This window comes from Rhodococcus sp. USK10, assembly GCF_019378875.1.
Taxonomy (GTDB): domain Bacteria; phylum Actinomycetota; class Actinomycetes; order Mycobacteriales; family Mycobacteriaceae; genus Rhodococcus_F; species Rhodococcus_F pseudokoreensis.
This window is the reverse complement of the sequence record NZ_CP076048.1, coordinates 5842452-5867105: the sequence shown is the minus strand read 5'-3', so window position 1 is coordinate 5867105 and position 24654 is coordinate 5842452. Positions and strand designations below refer to the sequence as shown.

The 24654-nt window shown below is 67.6% G+C and carries 21 protein-coding genes; 10 read left to right on the top strand and 11 right to left on the bottom strand.

Translation table 11 applies throughout. The features are described 5' to 3' along the window. Nucleotides 1-74 precede the first annotated feature (74 nt). A complete protein-coding gene (dctA, locus tag I1A62_RS34200) occupies nucleotides 75-1550 on the top strand; it encodes a C4-dicarboxylate transporter DctA (RefSeq protein WP_374710716.1) in 1476 nt (491 codons plus the stop codon). A 260-nt stretch (nucleotides 1551-1810) separates the two neighbouring features. On the opposite strand, the gene I1A62_RS34195 is transcribed toward dctA, so the two are convergent. Next, entirely contained in the window at nucleotides 1811-2590 is a 780-nt protein-coding gene (locus I1A62_RS34195) for an SDR family NAD(P)-dependent oxidoreductase (protein WP_124395632.1), read from the bottom strand. Between the two features lie 112 nt (nucleotides 2591-2702). Between I1A62_RS34195 and I1A62_RS34190 the strand changes: the two genes are divergently transcribed. Next, a complete protein-coding gene (locus I1A62_RS34190) occupies nucleotides 2703-3332 on the top strand; it encodes a TetR/AcrR family transcriptional regulator (RefSeq protein WP_219456721.1) in 630 nt (209 codons plus the stop codon). Between the two features lie 82 nt (nucleotides 3333-3414). Here I1A62_RS34190 and I1A62_RS34185 read toward each other — a convergent pair whose 3' ends face one another. From I1A62_RS34185 to I1A62_RS34170, 4 genes are all read right to left on the bottom strand, one after another. Beyond that, a complete protein-coding gene (locus I1A62_RS34185; RefSeq protein WP_257890612.1) occupies nucleotides 3415-4647 on the bottom strand; it encodes a Glu/Leu/Phe/Val dehydrogenase dimerization domain-containing protein in 1233 nt (410 codons plus the stop codon). A 94-nt stretch (nucleotides 4648-4741) separates the two neighbouring features. Next, on the bottom strand, nucleotides 4742-6553 hold the full coding sequence (locus tag I1A62_RS34180; RefSeq protein WP_257890611.1) for a gamma-glutamyltransferase family protein: 1812 nt from the start codon (nucleotides 6551-6553) through the stop codon (nucleotides 4742-4744). A gap of 68 nt (nucleotides 6554-6621) precedes the next feature. After that, a complete protein-coding gene (locus I1A62_RS34175; RefSeq protein WP_257890610.1) occupies nucleotides 6622-7290 on the bottom strand; it encodes a GntR family transcriptional regulator in 669 nt (222 codons plus the stop codon). A gap of 112 nt (nucleotides 7291-7402) precedes the next feature. Further along, entirely contained in the window at nucleotides 7403-8512 is a 1110-nt protein-coding gene (locus tag I1A62_RS34170) for an FAD-dependent monooxygenase (RefSeq protein WP_192582101.1), read from the bottom strand. A gap of 246 nt (nucleotides 8513-8758) precedes the next feature. Between I1A62_RS34170 and I1A62_RS34165 the strand changes: the two genes are divergently transcribed. Genes I1A62_RS34165 through I1A62_RS34155 form a run of 3 tightly spaced genes read left to right on the top strand, consistent with a single transcriptional unit; the run spans nucleotide 8759 to nucleotide 11721 of the window. Further along, complete coding sequence (locus I1A62_RS34165; protein ID WP_219456718.1) at nucleotides 8759-10183, top strand: APC family permease; 1425 nt, start codon at nucleotides 8759-8761, stop codon at nucleotides 10181-10183. 12 nt (nucleotides 10184-10195) lie between these two features. Continuing rightward, the gene (locus I1A62_RS34160) at nucleotides 10196-11083 is read left to right on the top strand and encodes an alpha/beta hydrolase (RefSeq protein WP_219456716.1); all 888 of its coding nucleotides are present in this window, start codon (nucleotides 10196-10198) and stop codon (nucleotides 11081-11083) included. A gap of 8 nt (nucleotides 11084-11091) precedes the next feature. Then, a complete protein-coding gene (locus I1A62_RS34155; protein ID WP_219456714.1) occupies nucleotides 11092-11721 on the top strand; it encodes a TetR/AcrR family transcriptional regulator in 630 nt (209 codons plus the stop codon). Here I1A62_RS34155 and I1A62_RS34150 read toward each other — a convergent pair. Beyond that, nucleotides 11711-12577 carry a dihydrodipicolinate synthase family protein gene (locus I1A62_RS34150; protein WP_219456711.1) on the bottom strand — a complete coding sequence of 289 codons (867 nt, stop codon included), beginning with the start codon at nucleotides 12575-12577 and terminating at the stop codon, nucleotides 11711-11713. The two genes, I1A62_RS34155 and I1A62_RS34150, sit on opposite strands and share 11 nt — an antisense overlap. Nucleotides 12578-12699: 122 nt before the next feature. Here I1A62_RS34150 and I1A62_RS34145 point away from each other — a divergent pair, with 122 nt between their 5' ends. Then, the gene (locus I1A62_RS34145; protein ID WP_219456710.1) at nucleotides 12700-13089 is read left to right on the top strand and encodes a hypothetical protein; all 390 of its coding nucleotides are present in this window, start codon (nucleotides 12700-12702) and stop codon (nucleotides 13087-13089) included. 420 nt (nucleotides 13090-13509) lie between these two features. Here I1A62_RS34145 and I1A62_RS34140 read toward each other — a convergent pair whose 3' ends face one another. The 4 genes from I1A62_RS34140 to I1A62_RS34125 form a co-directional block, all read right to left on the bottom strand. Continuing rightward, nucleotides 13510-14937, bottom strand: a complete 1428-nt coding sequence (locus tag I1A62_RS34140) for an amidase family protein (RefSeq protein ID WP_219456708.1) — start codon at nucleotides 14935-14937, stop codon at nucleotides 13510-13512. Next, entirely contained in the window at nucleotides 14934-16406 is a 1473-nt protein-coding gene (locus I1A62_RS34135) for a sodium:solute symporter (protein ID WP_124395643.1), read from the bottom strand. The genes I1A62_RS34140 and I1A62_RS34135 overlap by 4 nt, the downstream gene beginning before the upstream one ends. After that, entirely contained in the window at nucleotides 16403-16672 is a 270-nt protein-coding gene (locus tag I1A62_RS34130; protein ID WP_124395644.1) for a hypothetical protein, read from the bottom strand. The genes I1A62_RS34135 and I1A62_RS34130 overlap by 4 nt, the downstream gene beginning before the upstream one ends. 152 nt (nucleotides 16673-16824) lie before the next feature. After that, nucleotides 16825-17775, bottom strand: a complete 951-nt coding sequence (locus I1A62_RS34125; RefSeq protein WP_219456706.1) for an Lrp/AsnC family transcriptional regulator — start codon at nucleotides 17773-17775, stop codon at nucleotides 16825-16827. A 294-nt stretch (nucleotides 17776-18069) separates the two neighbouring features. Here I1A62_RS34125 and I1A62_RS34120 point away from each other — a divergent pair, with 294 nt between their 5' ends. From I1A62_RS34120 to I1A62_RS34105, 4 genes are all read left to right on the top strand, one after another. Then, the gene (locus I1A62_RS34120) at nucleotides 18070-19212 is read left to right on the top strand and encodes an isochorismate synthase MenF (RefSeq protein WP_219456704.1); all 1143 of its coding nucleotides are present in this window, start codon (nucleotides 18070-18072) and stop codon (nucleotides 19210-19212) included. Next, a complete protein-coding gene (locus I1A62_RS34115; protein ID WP_124395647.1) occupies nucleotides 19209-19979 on the top strand; it encodes an SDR family oxidoreductase in 771 nt (256 codons plus the stop codon). Before I1A62_RS34120 ends, I1A62_RS34115 begins: the two co-directional genes overlap by 4 nt. Nucleotides 19980-20015: 36 nt before the next feature. After that, nucleotides 20016-21668 carry a (2,3-dihydroxybenzoyl)adenylate synthase gene (locus tag I1A62_RS34110; RefSeq protein WP_219456702.1) on the top strand — a complete coding sequence of 551 codons (1653 nt, stop codon included), beginning with the start codon at nucleotides 20016-20018 and terminating at the stop codon, nucleotides 21666-21668. A 98-nt stretch (nucleotides 21669-21766) separates the two neighbouring features. Continuing rightward, a complete protein-coding gene (locus I1A62_RS34105; protein WP_219456700.1) occupies nucleotides 21767-22189 on the top strand; it encodes a nitroreductase family deazaflavin-dependent oxidoreductase in 423 nt (140 codons plus the stop codon). A gap of 72 nt (nucleotides 22190-22261) precedes the next feature. On the opposite strand, the gene ppsA is transcribed toward I1A62_RS34105, so the two are convergent. After that, nucleotides 22262-24643 carry a phosphoenolpyruvate synthase gene (gene ppsA, locus I1A62_RS34100; protein WP_219456698.1) on the bottom strand — a complete coding sequence of 794 codons (2382 nt, stop codon included), beginning with the start codon at nucleotides 24641-24643 and terminating at the stop codon, nucleotides 22262-22264. Nucleotides 24644-24654 lie beyond the last annotated feature (11 nt).

The following is a 24654-nucleotide window of genomic DNA, read 5'->3' as shown; positions in this document are numbered from 1 at the left end:
TCACTGCTCGAACGGTCGGCAACTCTCGGCCGCCCCGTCTTCATACCTGAACACTCTCACCCGAGGTGAATGTCATGGAAACACTCAGCAGCGCAGCGAGTTACCCACAGGTGACCGCGGACCCCGCCGCGAAGGCGGCCACGGTGAAGAAACCCTGGTACAGGCAACTGTACTTCTGGGTCCTGATCGCGATCGTGCTCGGCATCCTCGTCGGGTGGCTCTGGCCCGACACCGGCGAGGCGATGGAGCCGATCGGCACCACCTTCATCACGGCGATGAAGATGCTGATCTGCCCGATCGTGTTCCTGACGATCGTCGGCGGCATCGCGAGTGTCGCGGACCTGAAGAAGGTCGGGCTGACCGGAATCAAGGCGCTGACCTACTTCCAGGTCGGAACGATCCTCGCGCTGCTGACCGGACTCGTCGCGATCAACCTCTTCCGCCTCGGGGACGGGGTGAATGCCGACGCGTCCTCCCTCGAAACCACCGAATCCGCTGGCAAACTCATCCAGGCCGGCGAGGAGAAGGAGTGGTGGGAGTTCATCACCCACCTGGTCCCGGACAGCGTGTTCGGCCCGTTCGTCGAGGGCGACATCCTGCAGGTCATCTTCCTCGCCGTCATCTTCGGTGTGGCCATCAACGCGGTGGGACAGATCGCCGCACCGATCCGGGACGCCGTCGAACGCCTCACCGCAGTGGTGTTCAAGGTCCTGAGCTTCGTCATGAAGCTCGCACCGCTCGGTGCGTTCGGCGCCATGGCCTTCGCCATCGGCAAGTACGGTGTCTCCACCCTCACCAGCCTCGGCAGCCTGATCCTGCTGTTCTACGCCACCTCCGCGTTCTTCGTCGTCGTGGTCCTCGGATCCGTCATGGCGTACCTGCGGCTCAACATCTTCCGCATGCTCGGCTTCTTCAAGGAAGAACTCCTGCTCATTCTCGGCACCTCCACCGCCGAGCCCGCGCTGCCCGGTTTGATGCGCAAACTGGAGTACGCCGGAGTCAAGAAGCCCACCGTGGGTCTCGTCGTGCCCACCGGCTACAGTTTCAACCTCGACGGCGCCGCCATCTATCTCTCCCTCGCCGCGCTGTACATCGCCCAGGCCACCAACACCGACCTGTCGATCCCTCAGCAACTCGGCCTGCTCGGGGTCATGCTGCTGACCTCGAAGGGCGCCGCAGGTGTCGCCGGCGGCGGATTCATCGCCCTGACAGCCACGTTGAGCACGCTCGGCACCATCCCCGCAGCCGGCATCATGCTGATCTTCGGCATCGACAAGTTCATGTCCGAATGCCGCGCCCTGGTGAACTTCATCGGCAACGCCGTCGCCACCCTGTTCGTCGCCAAATGGAATCACGAACTCGACGTCGACCGCGCCCGCCGCGTCTTCGCCGGCGAGGTCCTTCCCGCACCCGAGGGCGAGGTCGAGAACGACTTCGACCTGGAGGTCCTGGAGCAGGAACCACGCGACAAGCACCACGACCACGGCGACCCGGACGCGGTCCGCATCGACCACGAGCGCCTCCACCCCGCGCACGCCACGCGACGATGACCGCATCCACAGCGCAGGCGGAATCGGATTCGCCGCCATGCTTCCGTGCTGCCGAGTAGGCGTCCGAACACCGGGACAGGAACGTGGTGCGGGTCGACGCGAGAAGCGTCGGCCCGCACCTTTTCCGTGCCGTGCCGCGCACCGATCCGACACTGCTTCACCGGATCGGCATCCGTCGGGCGCAGCCGCCCGCCACACCGCGAAGTGGTACCGCGCGAACCCATCACTGAAACCCAAACCTCTCCGTCCGGTCGGATTTCCTACCCGGACTCGTACTGGAGAGCGGGACCGAGGAGCAGTCCGCCGTCGATCACGAGTTCGGTGCCTGTGGCGAATGCGGCCTCGGGTGACGTCAGGTACAGCAGGGCGCTGGTGATTTCCTCGGGCTCGGCGAGACGCTGCACCGCGTAGGGCTCCGGCGAATAGAAGTCCCCGATCGGCTGTTGCCCGGGGACCGTGGGTTCGGTGATCAGCGGCGTGGAGACGACGCCGGGGTGAATGGAGTTGACCCGAATGTTGTCGCGGCCCAGTTCCAACGCCGCGGTACGGGTCAGCCCGCGAAGCGCCCACTTGCTGGCGACGTACGGGGAGTAGAACGCGGTGCCGCCGTGAGCCATCGTCGACGCGATGTTGACGATGACGCCGCCCCCGGCGCGCCGCATGGACGGCGCCGACGTCTTGATTCCGAGGAACTGCCCGGTCAGGTTCACGCCCAGGACTCTCTCCCACACGGCGAGGTCCGTGTGCTCGATCGGCGCGGCCGGATTCTGGATGCCCGCGTTGTTCACGAGGATGTCCATCGGCCCGAACCGCTCCTCGGTCGCGGCGACGACTGCTCGCCACTCACCCTCGTCGGCGACGTTCAGCCGGACGAATGTCGATCGGTCGCCGAGTTCGGCGACCAAGGCACGACTCTCGCCCTCGGAGATTCCCGCCACGACGACGTTGGCGCCCTCGCGGTGATAGGCCCGTACGTGGCTGGCTCCCTGACCACCGGCGCCGCCGGTGACGAGCACCGTCTTGTTCTCGAAGCGTCCCATGACGCAACCTCCCGTCGCTTAATGGTGAGTCAGTCGACTCACCTTGGCGAGGGTATCGCTCCGCCAAATGGTGAGTCAAGTGACTCGCCTCGTGGTTTGGCAGACTGAACCCATGCCCGCCGAACCCTCGACCTATCACCGGCGCGTCGCCGAGCAGAAGCGCACGGCGATCGTCGACGCCGCCACCGCACTGTTCCTCGAATCCGGCTACGACCGCACCTCCCTGGCAAAGGTCGCCGACCTCGCAGGGGTCTCGAAGGCCACCCTCTTCAAGCAGTTTCCGACCAAGGCGGCACTGTTCGAGGCGATCGTCACAGAAGCGTGGAACATCGACGGCGCCAATGAAATCCGACCGGAACCGGGCGATCTCGAGACCGGCCTGACGTCGATCGGACGCGGGTACGTGGACCTGCTCACCCGACCCGGCATGACGGATCTGTTCCGCATCGTCATCGCGGAGGTCCCGCGCTTCCCCGAACTCGGTAACACGCAGTTCGACCTCGGCAAGATGCCGTACTTCGACTCGGTGCGCAGGTACCTCGACGCCGAGCGCGCGGCGGGCACCGCAGACATCGACGACGCCGAGCTCGCGGCCACCCAGTTCCTCGGTATGATCTCGAACTTCGTCTTCTGGCCCCGGCTGCTGCTCGTGAACTGGTCACCTGCAGCCGACGCGATGTCCCGTGTCGTGGACGAGGCCGTCGCGATGATGATCGCGAGATACGTCGCGCCTGCCCCCTGACCGTCCGAGGCTCCCCGAGCTGGCCCCGCCTACGACCCGGCCCCCACCACCAGGCAGGGCCGTTTCGCAGACGGTAGGCCGATCAGCGCACGCGAGCGGCGGACAACCGTCCTTCGGCCATCCCGTCGGCCGCGCGACCAGGCGCGATCGACTCCGCAACGGAGCGATCGAAGATCGCGATCACCGTGTCGTGGATGGCATCGACGCGGCCGCGCACCACGTCGGCGGTGGCGCCTTCGCGTTCGCCGGCGACCTGGATCAGTCCACCGGCGTTGGCGACGTAGTCGGGTACCCAGGTGACCCCACGATCGTGGAGCTGCGTGTCGATCCCCGGTTCGAGCAGCTGATTGTTCGCGGCGCCACACACGATCGATGCCGTCAGGCGCTCGAGTGACTTCTCGTTGAGGGTGCCTCCGAGCGCACAGGGTGCGTACACGTCCAGGCTCTCAGCGAGAACGTCACCGGTCGTCGTCACCCCCGGGAACCGGTCGGCCACCAGCGCCAGGGCATCGCGGCTGACATCGGTGGCAACGACGCGTGCGCCATCCGCGACGAGCAGGGAGATGAGTTCGGACCCGACCTTTCCGACGCCCTCGACACCGACCACCCGATCCTTCAGGGTCGGTTGCCCCCACGCGACGGTGGCGGCGGCTCTCATCCCCTGGTAGACACCGAGCGCGGTCATGGGTCCGCTGTCGCCCGAGCCTCCGGCGGATGCCGACCGTCCGACGACGTGGTCGGTCGCCGCGCCGATGATGTCGAGGTCGGCCGTGCCGGTGCCGACATCGCCGGCGGAAATGTAACGGCCACCGAGGGTTTCGATGAACCGGCCGTAGGCTCGAAGGAGCTCACGGGTCTTCTGCCGGGTCGGGTCACCGATGATGACGGCCTTTCCGCCGCCGAGGCAGACGCCGGCCACCGCGGCCTTGTAGGTCATCCCGCGGGAGAGTCGGAGCACATCGGTGAGTGCGGAACCCTGGTCGGGATATGGGTAGAAGCGTGTGCCGCCCAGTGCCGGTCCGAGCACGGTCGAGTGGATGCCGACGCACGCCCTGTGCAACAGCCTGGCACCACCGGTGTGGATCTCGCAGCCTGACTGGATTTTTCGCGAAATACCGTGGAGTCCAGGCTCGATCGGTGGGACCGGGACGGGTTCTGGGCGGCTCCGGCCGTCGTGTCCGGCCCGGCGGATCTCCTCATCCGGATCGCGGCCGCCGACACCGACGACCGGTACCGCGTCGCGGAACTCGTCCTCGACACCGACGGGGTGGAACGCACCGATGCGAGCCTGGCGATGCAGGCCCTGGTGCCACATCGAACGCGTCAACCGCTGCGCCGGGCAACGGTGAGCTCGTCCGCAGCGCGGGCGGCGGCGTTCGGAAACGATCGTGCGGGCGATCCCGCAGCGATCATCGGCCGGCGGCGTATCCGAGACCGCCGCGTGGATTGGCTGCCCCACAAAGCATTCCGTTCGACGGATCCCGTCCGACCATGGAGAGTCTGCCGAGCGACCACCCGGACGACACGGTGACGTCGTGGCCTCGTTCGCGAAGGCCGTCGACGACGTCGGATCCGACGCGATCCTCGACCACCAGCCCGCGTTCGGACCGCACCCGAGGCCAGAAGGAACTGGTGACCGCCGTCGTGTGGAACATCGGTGCGTCGATGGCCTCCTGCGGCGTGTAGCCACCGACGACGGTGCGCAGCAGGTACAGCAACTGCCACTGGTCCTGCTGGTCGCCACCAGGCGTGCCGAGTGCCACCACGGGCGCACCATCGGCCATCAGCATCGTCGGACTCAGGGTGGTTCGCGGTCGCCGTCCGGGCATCAGCGCCGACGGCGCGGCCGGATCCAGCCACGTCATCTGAAGCCGCGTCCCGAGGCAGAACCCCAGCCCCGGTATCGCCGGTGACGATTGCAACCATCCACCCGAAGGCGTCGCCGAGACGAAGTTCCCCCACCGGTCCACAACATCGACATGGCATGTGTCGCCCCGCGTTTCACCGTTCCGTGCGACGGTGGGCTCGCCGGTCCCGATGGATCCGGTGCGATCGGGTGTGGCCGCGGGAGGGATGAAGGGGCGATGCCCTGGAACCGCACCGGGCCGGAAACCCGCACTCGCCTCGCCTGTAATCAGTCGCGCACGGTCGGCGCAGTACTCCGGCGACAGCAGGTGATCGCGGACGAATTCCGGTACGCCGTAGGCATCTCCGTAGTACGCGTCGCGATCGGCCATCGCCAGTTTCATCGCCTCGGTGATATTGTGGATGCCCTCGACCGTCGACGGATCGATACTCCCCGACTCCCCGACCACGTCCAGAATTCCGAGGGCCTGCAGCAGGACCGGGCCGGACGACCAGAACCCTGCCTTGACCACGTCGACACCGCGGAACTTCCGAACCAGGGGCGCCTCCCTGGGCACGGTGAGCTCGGCGAAGTCGCGGGCGGTGATGACGCCGGCGCGGTCGATGCCATCCGAATGACGGTGGGGCGTGGCGACGAACGCCGCGATCGACTCCGCGATCGGCCCCCGCCAGAGGTCTCGCGCGCGGCGGATCCCGGCGACCCTCGACTCGGCGGCAGCGGTTTCAGCCAGTTGCCCGAGGACCGCCGCGTACGCGGGGTTCCGGATGAGGTCACCCTCCGACGGCACCCCGTCCGTCAGCCACACGGCCGCGGACGTCGGCCAGTGCTCACGGAAGTGGGGCGCCATGGTCTCGATCACACCGGCGAGTTTCGGGCTGCACGGAATCCCGTTCCGGGCATAGTCGATGGCGTACACCAGAACGTCCGCCAGCTCCCAGGTGCCGTGTTCCTCCAGGATCGACAACCAGGATTCGACGGCCGCCGGCACCGCCGCCGCGAGGGCTCCCGCCGCCGGCGCCTCGGTCATCCCCATCGCGGCGAAGGCCTCGATCGACGCACCGCGGGGAGCAGGTCCTTGTCCCACAACGATTTCGGGGACATCGCGCTGCACAGGGGCGATGATGGCCACCATGTCCCCACCGGGGCCGTTCAGGTGCGGCTCGACCACGTGCAGCACGAAACCGGCCGCCGCGGCTGCGTCGAACGCGTTGCCGCCGCGTTCGAGCACCGACTGCGCGGCACCGGTCGCCATCCAGTGCGTGGATGCGGCCATGCCGAACCAGCCGCGGAGGGTCGGCCGAGACGTGTCGGTCGGTGGTGCAAGGAATCGGGTGCCCGTGGCGGCCGTCGTCATACACACAGTATGCACATTAGTGATAATTGGATGCAATATTGACCCCGAGGCGACCGCCCGGGACTCGACTACGTGCGGTCCTTGTCCTCCACCCAACGCGCCAGGTGTTCGGCCGTGGATCGGATGTGCAATGACATCGCCGCACGAGCGGCGTGCGAATCGTGTGATTCGATCGCACGAGCAATGTCGTGATGCTGCTCGAGATTCTCGCGAAGCAGTCGCGAACTCCTGGCGTATATCGCGAAGGACGAGTTGGTTGGGAGACGACGACTCACCTCTGTGATCGTGATGACCAACTGACGGTTGCCGCAGCCGGTCAGGACCGCAGTGTGGAAGCGCCGATTGGCGTCCCGCCACGCAGTCTCCAATGCCGTCCGGTCGGCACCACCCGCGTCCAACTCGGACTCGAACGCGTCCCACGCCGTGGTCACCACGGACAGCAGATCGTCCGTCATGTTCTCGGCGGCGAGCGACGCGGCCAGCCCTTCCAACTCGGCACGAACCTCACCGAGTTCACGGATGTCGCGCCCGGAGAGCCCCTCCACCAACGCGCCACGGTTCCGGACGATCGTCACGATGCCCTGAGCCTGTAGGACTCGAAGCGCTTCTCGGACAGGCGTTCTGCTGACACCGAATTCCTCGGCAATCGCCTCGTGCCGGAGCCACGAACCCACGGCGATCTGACCCCCGAGGATCCGCCGCTGGAGTTCGGCAACCAACGAGTCGCTCAGTGACAACGACTCATCAGCTGTAGGTTCCACCACCACCCGCTCGTCCTCCACCCGAAGTTGACTTGGTGACGAGCGAACATCTTACGGCAGCGAGACTGCCGCATGACACCGCCGGCACTCAGACCTTCAACGTGTAACGACGATTGCGACGGGCGATGTCGTCGTCCGTCGTCGGGAACAGTATCTTGGCCCCCTCACCAGCCAGAGCGTGTGCCGCGTCGACGACGGGACGCATTGCCGTGCAGTAGGTTGCCAGGGCCTGTGGCACGGTTGCCTCCGCGTGCAGGGCACGAGCGAGGGCGGCGGCGCCCGTCATCGCGAGGGAGGTACCCATCCCCGAGAAGAACGACGCGCAGTAACCCGCATCGCCGACGAGCGCGACGCGGCCGGTCGTCCACGAAGGCATGACGACCTGGCTCACCGCGTCGAAGTAGAGATCCGGTGAGGATGCGATCTCGTCGCGGATCTCACGGAACCTCCATCCGGCGTCACCGGGGAAGGCGGCCGTAAGCATCGCGCGGTGCGCGTCGACGTCCCGGTAGTCGTAATCGACCAGGCAAGATCGGTATCCGAGAATGACGGACTGCTCGTCACCGTTTCCGCGGACCATGACCATCCGGCCCGGCTCGTTGTAGACGGTGGTGTCCGATACCCCGAGGTCTGTGGAGCAGCTCCGGATGACCCCGACGTAGAGACCCAGGTGGCGCGCGAAGCGCTCCTCGGCACCGAAGGCCAATCGGCGGACGTTGGAATGGAGGCCGTCCGCGCCGATCACCAGATCGAAACGCTCACGGCGTGGATCCGGTCCCTGGATACCGACCGTGACGTGCGAACCCTCGTCCTGCAGGTCGCCGATCCAGTACCCGTGGAGCTTCGTGACACCGTCGGGTACCGCGTCGGCGAGGATTCCGACCACTCGGTCTCGCGAGATCTCGATGTCGCCGGGGCTGTCGTAGACGTCGGCGTTCGGCTCCACGACCGCGTGGGGAGTTCCATTGCGGTCCACGAAGACGAAGCGGTCCTCGTAGGTCACCCGATTCGCGATCAGATGTTCGTAGACCCCGAGGCTTCGGGCGACGTCGAGCGCCGTACCACGAACGTCGACGGCCACACCGCCCTGCCGAGGGCCGGTTGATCGCTCCACCAGGGTCACCGCGTGGCCCGCCCGGCCCAGGAGCGCCGCGGCGGTCAGGCCCGCCACCGAACCGCCAGAAATCAGAATATGCACTGTCAAGTCCTCCTCCGCGCCGCATGCGACTGCGCGGCGCCTCAAGGGTTCGATTGTTTCCCGTGTGTTACAAATCACCTTCGCCATTGACGGTGATTCACATTGGATGCAATATTTGTAACACGAATTCGCATTCGCGTATAGGTCAGCCGACAGAGGCGAAAGCCCTCCGACCTCGGCCCATGCCGCCAACCGTCACGACCGGCGGAGCACTTCCCCGACCACTCCCAACGAATTGAAGGCAACATGTCCTCAAAAACCAGCCGATCGACACCCGCAGACGCCGCACACCTCAAGCCGAACACCATCGGCGCCTTCGGGCTGACATTCATGGTGGTGGCCGTCGCCGCGCCCCTCACCGCGATGGCCTCCAATCTTTCGCTCAGCCTCGGGTTCGGCGTCGGCGCCGGGACCGTCGGGTTGCTCGTCGTGGTGGCGCTGGCATTGACCGTCTTCGCCTCGGCGTTCGTCGCGCTGGCCAGATACGTGACCAACGCCGGCGCGTACTACGCGTTCATCGGGTTCGGACTCGGACGCACGGTGGGCTCCGGCGCGGCGTTCGTCGCGACGACCGCCTACAACATGGCCGCCGCCGGCATGGCGGCCGCGACCGGGTACTTCCTCGGCCTGACCGTGGAGTCCATGCTCGGATTCGACGCTCCCTGGTATGTGTACGCGGCCGTCGCATTGGTGCTGACCGCGTGGTTCGGTCGACGCGGTGTGGAGATCGCCAAACACCTCATCACCGTCGTGTCGATCATGCAGTTCGTGATGCTCCTCGTGCTCGCGGTCGCTGTGGCGGTCCAGCGACCCGAGGGGTGGACGGTCGACGTCTTCTCACCCAGCGCGATGCTGGACGGAAACGTGGCACTGACTCTCGCCTTCTGTGTCCTGTCGTTCGTCGGATTCGAGGCCACCGCCATCTACGGCGAGGAAGCCAGGGCGGCGCGCACGAGCATCAAGACGGCGACCTATGCATCGATCGTCCTGCTCGTCGGAGTGTTCGTCATCGCCACCTGGTCACTGGTCGCCGCGTTCGACGACGTCAAGGCCGTGGCCTCCGAGGACCCTGGCGCCCTCGTGTTCGCGACCGCGGACATCTACCTCGGAGCGTGGTCCGGCAACCTGCTCTCGATCCTGGTCACGATCAGCTTCTTCGCCGCCAGCGTCGCCTTCCACAACATGGCTGCGCGCTACCACTTCTCCCTCGGCCGGGCGGAACTCCTGCCGCCGGTCCTGGCCACGGTCCACCCACGATGGGGAACCCCGGCCGCTGCGAGCGCCCTCCAGTCGGCGATCTCGGTACTCGTGCTCGCACCATTCGTGATTTCGGGCGCCGACCCCATCATCAACCTCTTCCCCATGGTGTCCGGGGTGACCAGCGTGTCGTTGATCTCACTGATGGTCGGGTGCTGCGCGAGCATCCTCGTCGCGGTCCACCGCAACAAGCTGCCCCGGACCAACACCTGGGCCGCGATCGTCGCACCGATCGTCGCCGGCGTGTGTCTACTGGTCCTGCTCGGTGTCATCGTCGCCAATTACTCCGACGTCACCGGAAGTACGAAACTGCTCGTCATACTGATGCCGGTCCTCCCGATCGGCGCGGCCGTGTACGGCGCGCTACGTCAGCGCCGCATCGGAAACCGCAACGAACTGTCCGTCATCGACTAGAGGGACGCGACAATGACAAGGAAGATCGCCGACATCGCTCCGACGATCGACTACGAATCGGTGACGTCTCCCGCGTTGCTGATGCCGCCGCCCGTCTCCGCACTGCCCGCGACGGTCAGCCACCGCGGCGTGATTTATGCGGCCGTGCCGGGCTGGCGGCCGCTGCGCCTGGACCTTCATCTCCCGACCTCGGGTGGCCCGTGGCCGGTCGTGCTCTACATCCACGGGGGCAGTCTCGTCGGCGGCGTCCGCGAAATGGGGCCGTGGACCACGTTGCCGAGCAGAGGGATTGCGGTCGCGTCGGCCTCGTACCGTTTGGCGGCCGAGGTCAGCTTCCCCGAGCCCGTCGAGGACGTCCGCGCAGCTGTCCGTTGGCTCCGCCGCCACGCCCGCGGCTGGAATCTCGACCCCGAGCGGCTGTCTCTGTGGGGAAGCTCGGCAGGTGCGCTGCTCGCCGGTATCGCAGGTGTGTCCGGCGACCGGACACTGGGGCGCACCATCGGAGACGGTGCGGAGTCGACCGTCGTACGGTCCGTCATAGCGCACTATGGCGTTGCGGATGCACGAGCGTTGACGACCGACGCCGACCCCGGTGGAGCCCGCGCGGCCGCGGATCTGAGCGCGATTGTCGACCTCTACACCGCGAACAGCAACGTCGCTCCGGCCGTCGCGCCCCACATCACCGACGGGGTGCGACCCGACTACCTCCTCGTTCACGGGAACGCGGACTGCCGAGTCGGACACGCACAGTCGGTCGACCTGCACGCTGCACTCCTGAATGCCGGCTTCAACAGCACACTCCGTATCGTCGAGGGCGCTGACCACGGCGCGGCCGAATTCGCCGACGACACTCGGACGGAGTGGGCGTTGACGTTCCTGCGAGAATCCTGGAAGGAGTAGTCCACCCGATGGCCACCCGCCCAACGATGGAGCCGCTGCAGAACCGCAGTCGGCAATCCGCAGTTCGAATACTCCGAGCAGCGATCGACGTGATCACCGATCTTGGAATACAGGACTTCACGATGGCGGCGGTCGCCACCCGCGCGGAGGTGTCCGTCGGTGGCGTCTACGGACGCTACCCGGACAAAGACGCGCTGCTCTACGCGGTCAAGGACCAGGCGCTGTCCGATCTGGCGAACGAGATCGGGCAGCGCCTCGCGGAAGCGGAGGGCACAGTGGAGGCGGTGGTCGACGCCTATGTCACCACACTGACCCGGACCCTCTTCGGTGCGGAACGGCTCTACGCGTTCATCTTCGTCCACTCTGCCGACGACGAACGCCTGCGCAGTCGTGGGTTCGCCTTCCACCAGCAGATTCGTTCGGCACTCGTCGAGTGCCTGAAAGCGCGTGGGGTGGACGATGAACGGGCCATCGCCACGACGTACGAGATCATCGTGCAGAGCCTGTTGATGAGGGTGATCTCACTCGGACACCTGGCCCCGAACAGTCTTCCGTACGAAGGGTTCCCGAGCCCGGATGACTATGCGAGCTCGCTGGTCGACTACACCTCGCGGATCCTGCGCGCAGTCACAGACTGAGGCCCTGCTGCGGGACCCCGGGGGCGTGAACGGCCGAATGTTTCTCGAACTCCGAACGGAACGGAAGGGTGGGCGCCCGCACCACGTGAGTGTCGATCACGCCGGCTCGCTCCCAGTGACGCTTCCGGATCGCGACGTTCGCGCCCGGTTGGGTCTCGAAGTGGATACGGGCCGCCACGGTCCCGATGACCGTCGACGCGTCGTCGTACCGTCCGGCGAGCGCGAGCCTCGTCGCGTCGACGACAGCCCTCGTGACCGTGGAACCGATCGCCACCGACGAAGCACCGGCGATCACATCGTCGACGACGCCGAGCCCACCGAATCCGCTGATCAGCGCGGCCTCGGTGTGCGCAGCGAGCAGCCCGATCCGCTCGTATGTCGGCGGAGCCTCACATTTCACGGCGATGCACGACGGACTTGCCGACACCGCCTCGATCAAGTCCGCATGACTGACATGAACTCCCGAGAAGCGCGGGAGATCCTGAAGGAACACCGGAAGGCCCGAGACGTCCCCGGCGCGGGCGATCGCCGAACGCAGCGAGTTCGGATCGGGCGTGGTCACCGGGATCATCACCGCGTCGAGCACCACGCGGGCCGACGGTTCCAGCGCGTCGAAGTCAACGGCGAACCGGTCCGAATCGAGGCCCAGAACAGCACCGACCACAGGCGCGCCGTCGGCCGCCGTCGCGATGGTTCGCACGACGTCGCTTCTCTCTCGCGGGCTGAGCGTGAAGGGTTCGGCGATCGCGCCCAGGGCGATCACGCCGTCGCACCCACACCGGCGGAGGTGCTGCACGACGCGGCACAGCGAGGGCCGGTCCACCGCACCGTCCCTGGTGAAGGGAGTGGGCACCATGCCCCACGCCGTGACCCTTCTCAGTTCACTGGTCCCCCGCGTCACAGTCATGGCAGTTCAGAAGCCCTTCCAGTAAATTACATGCTATTCTGTCAAGATAGCATCCAATCTAGGAGGTCACGGTGACCGACACCGACCGCGAGATTCCCCCGACGCCCGGCGACACGCTTCTGTTCCAGAACGATCGCGTCCGCGTATGGTCGATGACCCTCGAACCCCACGGAATGTTCGACTTCCACCAGCACCACCACGATCATGTCGTGGTGTGGCCCGAGCCCGGCATCGCGCAAGGACAGGATCTGGGCGACGAGGACTGGGGAATCAGCCAAGTCGCCGAGCCCGGATTCGTTCTCTACAAGACAGTGGGACGTAAGCAGCCCCTCACACCACACCGCATCCGGAACCTCGAGGATCGGACCGTCACCCACTTCATCATCGAACTGCTCGACGAATCCCCGAGCGAGCACGAACTCCCCTGGGAACACAACGACCGAGGGTCGTTCACGAAGTAGTCTGCTCGGGAAGATCCACCGCCTCCGAGCCACTGTTGCGAGTGAGGTCGGCGCAGGGGAACTGTCGCGCAGTCACAGCGGCCGGTCACTATGAGAAGTCGAATCGACGAGGACGACGCTGAGCGCACCCGTACGCCCAGCGCCGTCCGAGCTTGCCCACTGGCTCGTCGGCAGCAATACCGGAGCCGGACCGAGGACACTCCGGTTGCCCCTGTGCCCGCCGCTGCCGGGTAGGCGTCCGAACACTGGGACAGGAACGTGGTGCGGGTCGACGCGAGAAGCGTCGGCCCACTTCACGTTCTGTGCGGTGTAATGTACCGATCCGACTCCGGTTCATCGGTGTCCGGCCGCGGCGATCATGAAGACCCTGGTCGGACTCACGGGCCTGACTGGCATGCTCATCCTGAACACCTTCATCAACTAGACCCGCGCGGCCCCGTCGAGCAGGTGCGGGCGAACGGCTCCGACCGGGTCGAGCTGCTCGTAGGCCCGGGCCACGTCGAGCAGGAACAGATCGTTGCCCGGGGCGGCGACGATCTGCACGCCGACCGGCAGACCCTCGGCGCTGAATCCGGCGGGAACGGAGATCGCGGGGCACCCCAGCACCGTCACGGTCAGCGCCGACGTCATCCAGTCGAGGTAGTCGTCGCAGCGGCGGCCGTCGACCGCCGCCGGGTACTCGAGTTCGGCGTCGAACGGCAGCACCTGGGACACGGGCATCACCAGAACGTCGTGGCGGGAGAAGAATTCGACGGCGCGAGCCTGGATCTCCGCCTGCGCCACCATGGCTTTCGCGATGTCGTCGGCGGAGAGCCGGTCGGCCTGCCGGATGTTGTCGAGCAGCGACGCCTTCAACATGTCGGGGGTGGCATCCGCCTGCGCTCCGAGGTCGATCTTGAACCGCCACGCCCGCAGGGTGCGGAACACCCACTCGGCGTCGGGAATCGACGGTGCGTCCTCGGCGACCACCGCACCCGCGGCGGCGAAGATCGACGACTGGCGGTCGTGGATCTCGCGGACCGGCGCGTCCACCGGGAAGAGGCCGTTCAGATCCGCGGACACCGCGACACGCAGACCCTGCAGGCCGGCGACACCGTGCCGGGGCGCGAGCGCATCGGCACTGAGCGAGCTGCGGATCCGCGCGTCGGGTCCGGAGATCACCGACAGCAGCAGTTCCAGATCGTCGACGTTGCGGGCCATCGGCCCCTGCGTCACCAGTGCATCCCAGGGCACGCTGTTGGGCCAGCACGGCACACGGCCCGGTGTGGGGCGCAATCCGACGACGTTGCAGAACGACGCCGGGTTGCGCAGCGACCCGCCCATGTCGCTGCCGTCGGCGAGCGGAATCAGTCCCGCGCCCAGTGCGGCTGCGGCGCCGCCGCTCGACCCGCCCGCACTCCTGGTGGGGTCGTACGGGTTGGTGGTGGTCCCGAAGACGGGGTTGAACGTGTGCGAGCCGGCGGCGAACTCGGGAACGTTGGTCTTGCCGATCGTGACGGCGCCGGCCGCGGTGACGCGTTCGGCGATCAGCTCACTGGTCTGGGGCACGTTGTCGACGAGCAGGGGCGAACCGGCGACCGTGGGGAATCCAGCGACGTCGTGAGTGTCCTTGAATGCGAACGGAAGTCCGTGCAGCGGACCCACAGGGTCGCTGGCGGCCGTCTGCGCGTCGGCGGCGGCGGCGGTGGCGTGCGCGCGGTCCAGGTCGAGGCTGACGAGCGCGTTGACCGTCGGATTCACGTGCGCGATCCGGTCCGTGTGCAGGGCGAGCAGCTCGCGGGCCGAGATGTCCTTGCTGCGGAGTGCGGTGAGCATCTCACGCGCGGTCGAGTAGTGGTCGATGGTCATTTCGAGGTCTCCAGGATCGGGGCGGCGGCCGGACGGTCTTCCGACGGCGCGGGGGTCGGGGTGCGGGGACGGGCGACGCGGACCACGGTCTCGACCGCCGCGATCACCGCGAGGTTGAGGACCAGGCCGCAGATGCCCGCGTCGATGTTGGCGAGGTTCAGGTCGAACACGGTCATCACGATGACGGTGAGCATGCCCACGAGCAGTCCGGCGAACACGGATTGCTTGGCGAGCAACGGCTTCTCGGGCAGGGCGAGCGCCAGGCCGGGGGCGAGCTGGCTGAGACCGCCGAACGTGAGGAGCAGCAGGTTGGCCAGCAGGTCGGGGCGGGTCAGGCCGAGCACCAGGGCCACGGTGGCAGCGGCGATCACGACGAGGTGGTTGAACCGGAGCTTCGTGCGCTCGCTCTCGATCTTCACCAGGTTGTGCGAGGCCAGGGTGGAGATGCCGATGCAGATGGCGCCGGCGGGCAGCATCGCGGCGGACGCGGCGGCGATCGCGATCAGGCCGAGCGCCCAGTTCGGCAGCGCTCCCCCGGCCAGCGTGAGCAGGACGGCGTTGCTGCTGGTGTTCGGGTTCAGTGCGAGGATCCCGACGAAACCCAGCATGATCGGGAGGATCATGACCACCTGGTACATCGGCAGAAAAGTGTTGTTGGATCGGATTACTCGGCCGTTCTTCGCGGCGAGCAGCGGCGGCCACAGGTGCGGGGTGGTGAGGAAGCCGCAGCCGATCGCGGAGATCAGCAGGCTGGTGGTCCACCAGACCTTGTCGTAGTCGCCGGGATTCACGGTCAGCATCTCGCTGTGGGTCTGCGCGATCTGGCCGAACACGTCGCCGATGCCGCCGGCGAAGTGCAGCGGGATCACGATGGACAGCACCACGACGGCGAGCAGGATCAGGACGTCCTTGACGTAGGCGGTGCGCGCCAGGCCGTGGATGCCTGCCCACAGCACGAACCCGACGACGAGAACGGTCGCGACGATCATGCTCAGCGTGCCCGAACTCGCGCTGCCCGTGACGAGGCGGACGATGAGACCGAGGCCGGTGATCTGCAACTGCAGGTACGGCAGCAGGAAGATGATGCCGCACAACGCGACCAACCGGCCGAGCAGCGGGCTGCGGTAGCGGTCGGCGAAGAAGTCGGCCTGGGTGATGTAGCCGCGATCCTTGCTGAGCTTCCAGATCCGCGGTCCGATGAAATACAGGGCCACGTAGCCGAGCGGGATATACGGGATTGCGTACGTGGCGCCGATGCCCGCGGTGAACGCGATGCCGGCGACGCCGAGGAACGTGAACGTGGTGAACGATTCACCTGCCTGCAGGAAGAAGCTGGTCACCACACCGAAATTCCGCTTGCCGACCGTCCACTCGCTCAGGTTCCGAGCGCGTGTCCGGTGTCCGCCGACGGCGATCACGGCGAGACCGATCATGCCTGCCAGGGTGATCCACAGAGCCGAGTTCGTCATCGGAGGCCCGCTTCCTCGAGGCGGTGGCCGTCCTCGAACGGCCGGACGAGGCCGAACTCCACCGCCGCCAGCGCGGGCAGCAGCAGGAGCACCCACGCCGAGCACCACACGAGCAGCCGGGGCATGCCCAGCCACAGATCGGCCGTGTTCACAAACGGCAGCCACACGGCGGTGACGAGCGCGAGCACCGGGGCGACCGGGACGAGCAGCAGCCAGCGGCGCTGCGGCGAATCCTCGATCGCCCCGAGAATGGCTTCTCGATGCATGCTGTTCCTTCTTCCATCCAGGGGAGTAGAGGAAGCATGCGTGGTGCGGATCACAGCACTCAACCGCTGAGGGAGGTTCGGCGAAATCGGCCACCGAGCTGTCGGAGATCGCAATCAGACGCGTCGGAGGGGCCGTCCGATGTCGAAATCCGTCACATCACCCTGCCGCTGCGCTTGACCGCCTGCACCACCATGTTGGTTTCCAGCGCCAGGGCGTCCGCCACCCACGGGGCGGTGGTGATGTAGTCGTAGAGCACCGACTCGTCGGGTGCGGCGATGTTCGCGACCACCTGGTACTCGCCCGCCGTGCCCGCGGCGTACCGCACGTAGGGCATCTCGAGCATCCCCCGCACCAGCGGTTCGATCCGGTTGCGCTGGGTCTTGATGAACAGCATCGCCTCGGCCCGCAGCCCGAACAGCGCGGGATCCACCACCACCCGGAGACTGATCGCGCCCTCGGTGAGCAGCGACTGGACGCGCCGCCGGGCCGTCGCCTCGGACACCCCGGCGGTGCGGGCGAGGGCGGTGGTGCCCACCCGCCCGTTCTGCGTGAGTTCGCGGATGATGGTGCGGTCGACGGGATCCCGGGTGCCGCGCTCCAGGTCGGTGAGGAAGGACGCCGGAGGCGCGACCCCGCCGATCGATTCCTTCTCGGCCAGGGTCAGCACCCCGGCCTCCCATTCACGGACCGTGCGGAAGTACCGCAGCACGGGGTCCGTCCAGCTCCGGACGACGCCCATCGTCGCGGGCAGTTCGTCCATGACGAGTTTCGGGAGGCGGTCCCGGGACACGTGGATCTCGGCCACGCAGTCGGCGGTGCCGGTGAGGATGTAGACGAAGATGCAGTCGCTGCGCTGGGCGAGGGCGCTCGCCGCCACCCGCACCGTTCCCGGGGAGCACTGGAGGCGGACGATCGCGGTGCCGCCGCTGTTCGCGACGGCGGTGACGGCCACCCGGCCGGACTCGAGGAGCGCGATGCCGTGCCGGGTCACGTTCCGCTCGGGTTCGCCGAGCGCCTGGGCGATCCGGCTCCACGAGCACCGCCCGTCGACCTGGAGGGCAGCGACGATCCGCTGATCGAGCGAGAACCTGCGTTCGGTCATTGCAGAAGCCTGCCCTCCATGCCTTTGCGTCACGGACGGCGTCCTCGACGACGCCACGTGTGCATGCGATGGTAGGCCAGTCCCTGACGTCGAGAACTCCGATCCGGTCGCGGGCCGAATCGCACCCGCGCATGGAGGGTCGAAACCGCTGGACTGCAGGGCAATACGCCCCGGTCCCGGGTCGGCGGCCGAGAAGGTGAGCCGCCAAAGGTTAGGCTAACCGTATATGGTCGGGGTGTGACGGTACGCATCGCGACGCGCGCCGCAGTTGTCCACTACGAAAGGTGATCGCACATGCAGTCGACGGCCGTTGCCGGGTCCGCAGAGACTTCGGCGGATCTTCCGCCGGGCGCGCCGTTCGTCCTCTCCCGCCCACACGGCACCGTGATCGCCGACGGCATTCGCACCGGTTTCGACTCGGCCCGCGACGCCGCCGCGGCCCTGAAGAGCGGCACCGTCACCTCGGTGGCCGGGGCGCTCGCCTTCGACCCGTCGCATCCCGCCGCGCTCGTCGCACCGCAGACGCTGCGACATCACCCGGGCAGCTGGACTCCTCGCCTGCAGACGCTTCCGCATGTGCGCGCCTGCGCGTCGGTCCCGCCGGAGGACGAGCACCTCGCCCGCGTCGCCGCCGCCATTCACGTGCTACGCGAACCGCAGGCCGCACTGTACAAGGTGGTGCTCGCCCGATCGGTCGTCCTGCACGCCGAGGAACCGCTGCACCCGCACACGCTGCTCACGAGGCTCGTCGCGAACGACCTCGGCGGCAACGGCTTCAGCGTCGATCTGAGCGCCGCGGGCCCCGGCTGGTCGGGACGGCACCTCGTCGGCTCGAGCCCGGAGGTACTCATCCGCCGTCGCGGCGACACCGTGACCTGCCATCCTCTCGCCGGCTCGGCTCCCCGGCACGCCGACCCCGAGATCGACCGGCAGACAGCGGAGAACCTCGCCGCCTCGGAGAAGAACCTGCGTGAGCACGCCCTCGTCGTCGACGCACTGCGCGCGAGCCTCGAACCGTTCTGCACCGAACTCGACATCCCCGACCGGCCCACCCTCACCAGCACCCCGCAACTGTGGCACCTCGGCACACCCGTAACGGGACGGCTGCGGGACCGCTCGGTGACCGCCCTGGACCTCGCCGTCGCCGTGCACCCGACCCCGGCCGTGTGCGGCACCCCCACCGACGCCGCGCGTGTGCTGATCGGCGAACTCGAGGGCGACCGCGGCTTCTACGCCGGCGCCGTAGGCTGGGCCGACGCCGACGGGGACGGCGAATGGATGGTCACCATCCGGTGCGCGCAGATCGACGCCGACGGCACCACCGTCACGGCGTACGCGGGCGGGGGCATCGTCGCCGCCTCCGAACCGGACGACGAACTCGCCGAGACCACAACCAAACTGGGCACCGTCCTCGCGGCACTGGGACTTCCCCGATGAGCGGCACGACACTGGTCGTCGGGGCGGCGCAGGGCATCGGGCGGGCCACGGCCGTCACCCTGTCGCGGTCCGGCCACCGCCTGGTACTGCTCGATCGTGACGCCGACGGCCTCGCCGCCACCGCCGCACTGCTCGACACTCCTCCGCTCGGCACCGCCGTCACCGACATCCGCGACGCCGACGCCGTCACCGGCACCGTCCGCCGGATCGAGGACGCGCACGGCCCCGTCACCGCCCTCGCGCACGTGGCCGGGATACTCGAGACCGGGTCGGTGCTCGACGCCGATCCCGCGAGTTGGCAGCGCGTGTTCGACGTCAACGTCACCGGTCTCGTCAACGTGCTGCGGGCTGTCGGCACCGGAATGCGTGACCGCTCAGCCGGTTCCATCGTCGTGGTCGGTTCCAACGCCGCCGGCGTCCCCCGCACCGGGATGGGCGCGTACGGCGCGTCCAAGGCCGCCGTCGCGATGATCGTCCGGGTGCTCGGCCTCGAACTCGCCGAATACGGGATCCGCGCCAACATCGTCGCCCCCGGCTCGACGGACACCGCGATGCAGCGGTCGCTGTGGTCGGACCCCGCCGACGACACCGGGGCGCGCGGCGCGATCGACGGCGACCTCGGCTCGTTCAAGGTCGGCATCCCGCTGGGCCGCATCGCCGACGCCGCCGACATCGCCGACTCCGTCGAGTTCCTCCTGTCGGACCGGGCGCGGCACATCACCATGCAAGCCCTCTACGTCGACGGCGGCGCTACCCTCCAAGCCTGACGGCCCCGAACAGCCATGCCCGTGAAAGGACTTTCGATGACCACGAGCGTTCGCGCTCCCCTGGAGACCACCACCGGCTATCCCGCCGAACTCGTCGCACGCTACCGTGCCGCCGGGTACTGGACGGACGAGACGTTCCAGCAGTTCCTGGGCGCCCGCGCCGAGCGATTCGGGGACGCGATCGCCGTGACCGGACCGGACGCGGCCGGCGCCGACCGCGCCCTCACCTACCGGGAACTGTCCGACCGCGCCGACCGGCTCGCCGCCGGGCTGCAGTCGTCGGGGGTGCAGCCCGGCGACCGGGTGGTGGTGCAACTGCCCAACATCGTCGAGTACGTCGAGGTGATCTTCGCGGTCTTCCGGCTCGGCGCCCTGCCGGTGTTCGCGTTGCCCGCGCACCGCTCCCAGGAGATCTCCTACTTCTGCAGTTTCGCCGACGCCGCGGCCTACGTCGTCACCGACACGCACGCCGGCTTCGACTACCGCACGCTCGCCCGCGACGTGGTGGCGTCGGCGGAGAACCCGCCGAGAGTCTTCGTGGCCGGCGACGCGGAGGAATTCACCTCCCTCGACGAACTGCGGTCGGCGGACCCGATCTCGGACGAACCGGCGGCGGGTCCGGAGTCCGTGGCGTTCCTGCAGCTCTCGGGCGGAACCACCGGGGTGTCGAAGCTGATCCCGCGCACCCACACCGACTACCTGTACTCGGTGCGTGAGTCGGACCGCATCTGCGGCATCGACGAGAACACCCGTCTGCTGGTCGTTCTCCCTGCGGCGCACAACTTCCCGATGAGCTCCCCGGGCATCCTCGGCGTGCTGCACGCCGGTGGCCGCGTGGTGCTCGCCCCGGATCCGAGCCCCGACACCGCGTTCGCGCTCATCGAGCGGGAGGGCGTCACGATCGCGTCGCTGGTGCCGCCGCTCGCGTTGGCGTGGCTGTCCGCCGCGGCCCGCACGGACCGGGACATCTCGAGCCTCGAGGTGCTGCAGGTCGGCGGCGCGAAGTTCAGCGCCGAGGCCGCCAAGCGGGTGCGCCCCGAACTCGGGTGCACGCTGCAGCAGGTCTTCGGGATGGCCGAGGGCCTGGTCAACTACACCCGGCTCGACGACCCGGAAGACACGATCGTCACCACCCAGGGCAGGCCGATCAGCCCCGACGACGAGGTACGCGTCGTCGACGACCACGGCGAACCCGTCCCGAGCGGCACGTCCGGTCACCTGCTCACCCGCGGCCCCTACACCATCCGCGGGTACTACCGGGCCCCCGAACACAATTCGACGGCGTTCACCGAGGACGGCTTCTACCGCACCGGCGACATCGTCCGCCTCACCGACGACGGCTATCTCGTCGTCGAGGGCCGCGCGAAGGACCAGATCAACCGCGGCGGCGAGAAGGTGGCCGCGGAAGAGGTCGAGAACCATCTGCTCGCGCACCCGGCCGTCGCCGACGTCGCGGTCGTGTCCATGCCCGACCAGTACCTCGGCGAACGCAGTTGCGCGTTCGTCGTCGTCCAGGGTGAGCAGCCGAAGGCCGTCGAACTCAAGAAGTTCGTCCGCGGCCGCGGGCTCGCCGACTACAAGGTGCCCGACAAGGTGGTGTTCGTCGACGAGTTCCCGGTCACCGGTGTCGGCAAGATCAGCAAGTCCGAACTGCGCCGGGCACTGGAGAAGACGTTCGTCACGCCGTGACGGCGGCTACCACCAACCCGAGTGACGCCTGCACGGGTTCGTCGAGGATTTTCGCGCACCGTGGAATGACGAGCGCCTCGGAGGCGTTGGCGACGAGTATGAGCGAACAGCCAGAACTCAGCCCCGAGGGGTGGGTACGTGACCAGACCGAGAAGATCCTGGAACAGGGTACGACCGACGGCGTCCAGGTGTTGGACCGTCCGATCGTCCTGTTCACCACCACCGGGGCGAAGTCCGGCAAGAAGCGCTACGTCCCGTTGATGCGGGTCGAGGAGGACGGCAGGTACGCGATGGTTGCGTCCAAGGGCGGCGCACCCGGCCACCCGTCGTGGTACTTCAATGTGAAGGCGCACCCGCAGATCTCGGTGCAGGACGGGGCGACGGTTCGCGACCTCACCGCGCGTGAGATCGACGGCGCCGAGCGCGAGCACTGGTGGGAGCTGGCGGTGGCCGCTTTTCCGCCGTATGCGGAGTACCAGACCAAGACCGAACGACGGATCCCGGTCTTCGTGCTCGAGTGACCTGCCGTCGCGGCTGAAGGACCGTCGCTCCCAACGCACTCCGCGGCGCGAAGTGCGTTGGGAGCGGCCGGTTCAGCCGAGTGCGGCCAAGCGTGTCCAGGTGTCGACGACGGTGTCCGGGTTCAGCGACATGGACTCGATGCCCTGTTCGAGCAACCATTCGGCGAGATCGACATGGTCGCTGGGCCCCTGCCCGCAGATACCCACGTACTTGCCGCGCGCCTTGCACGCCGAGATCGCCGCTGCGAGCATGTGCTTTACAGCGGGGTCACGTTCGTCGAAGGAGTCTGCGACGAGCGCGGAATCGCGGTCGAGCCCGAGCGTCAACTGCGTCATGTCGTTCGATCCGATGGAGAACCCGTCGAAGTGGTCCAGGAACGCGTCGGCGATGACCGCGTTCGAAGGCACCTCGCACATCATGATGACCTCGAGTCCGTTCTCGCCGCGGCGAAGGCCGTGCGAGGCCAGCAGCGAGATGACACCTTCGGCCTCGGTGAGGGTTCGGACGAACGGGATCATGATCTTGACGTTGGTCAGGCCCATCTCGTCGCGGACGTACTTCAGTGCGGCGCATTCCATGGCGAAACAGTCGGCGAAGTCCTTCGACAGGTACCGCGACGCGCCGCGGTAGCCGATCATCGGGTTCTCCTCCTCGGGCTCGTAGAGTTCGCCGCCGACGAGCTTCGCGTACTCGTTGGACTTGAAGTCCGACATGCGCACGATCACCGGATGCGGCGCGAAGGCTGCCGCGATCGTCGCGACGCCCTCGGCGACCCTGTCCACGAAGAACTCGCGGGCGCCCGGATAGGCGGCGATCGCCTCACCGATCTGCTCCTTCAGCGGCCCGTCGAGGGTGTCGAAGTCGAGCAGGGCCTTCGGGTGGATACCTATTTGGCGGTTGATGATGAACTCGAGGCGCGCGAGTCCGACACCACTGTTCGGCAGGCGGGAGAATGCGAACGCCTGTTCAGGGGTACCGACGTTCATCATGATCTTGGTGCTGATCTCGGGCATCGCCTCGATCGCGGACTCGGTGACGTCGAAGTCGAGCAGCCCTTCGTACACGTAACCGGTGTCGCCCTCCGCGCACGAGACCGTCACCTCGCGACCGGCGGTGAGCGACCGCGTGGCCCCACCGGTACCGACGACGGCGGGAATGCCCAGTTCGCGCGCGATGATCGCGGCGTGGCAGGTGCGGCCACCGCGGTTGGTGACGATGGCGCCGGCGCGCTTCATGATCGGCTCCCAGTCGGGGTCGGTCATGTCCGCGACGAGCACCTCACCGGCCTGGAACTCGTGCATCTGTTCCACCGATTCGAGCACCCGGACGGCGCCGGCTCCGATGCGGGCGCCGATCGCCCGGCCTTCGACGAGGACCGTGCCGGTCTCGTTGAGCCGGAACCGCTGCTGGCCGGTCACCGCGGCCCGCGACTGCACGGTCTCCGGACGCGCCTGCAGGATGTACAGCTCGCCGTCGACGCCGTCCTTGCCCCACTCGATGTCCATCGGACGCCCGTAGTGCTCCTCGATCAGCAGCGCCTGGCGGGCGAGCGCCTCGACCTCCGCGTCGGTGAGGCTCAGCAGTCGCCGATCCACGGGCTCGACGTCGACGAACTCCGTCGTCCGGCCGACCGAGCGGTCGGCGGTGTAAACCATCTTGGTGGCTTTCGATCCGACGCCGCGCTTGAGAACCGCAGGACGGCCCGCGCGCAGGGCAGGCTTGTACACGTAGAACTCGTCGGGGTTCACCGCACCCTGGACGACGGCCTCACCCAGGCCGTACGAGGAGGTCACGAACACAGCGTCGGCGAAGCCCGACTCTGTGTCGATGGTGAACATGACCCCGGACGTGCCGATGTCGGAGCGCACCATCTTCTGCACGCCCGCGGACAGAGCGACGGCGTCGTGGTCGAACTTGTGGTGCACCCGGTACGCGATGGCGCGATCGTTGTACAGCGACGCGAACACCTCGTGCATCGCCTGCAGGATCGCGTCGATGCCGCGCACGTTGAGGAAGGTCTCCTGCTGCCCGGCGAAGGACGCGTCCGGAAGGTCCTCGGCGGTCGCGCTGGACCGCACGGCGAACGACGCGTCGTCCGATCCGCCCGACAGCTCCGCGTACGCCGTCCGGATGTCGGCCTCGAGATCGGTCGGGAACGGCTGCTCCATGACCGCCGCGCGGATCTCGCGGCCCGCCTCGGCCAGCGCCCGGACGTCGTCGGTGTCGAGGTCGGCGAGCCGAGCGCTGATCTTCTCGGCCAGAACAGTGCCCGCAGCGCTCGGTTGATTCACGAATCGGCGGAACGCGTCGGCGGTCGTCGCGAAGCCGTTGGGGACCCGGACCCCGACGTTGGTCAGGTTGCGGACCATCTCGCCCAGAGACGCGTTCTTGCCGCCGACCTGCTCGAGATCGGCGAGGCCGAGGTCGGCGAACCATCGGACGTTGCTGTTCATGGACGGGCTCC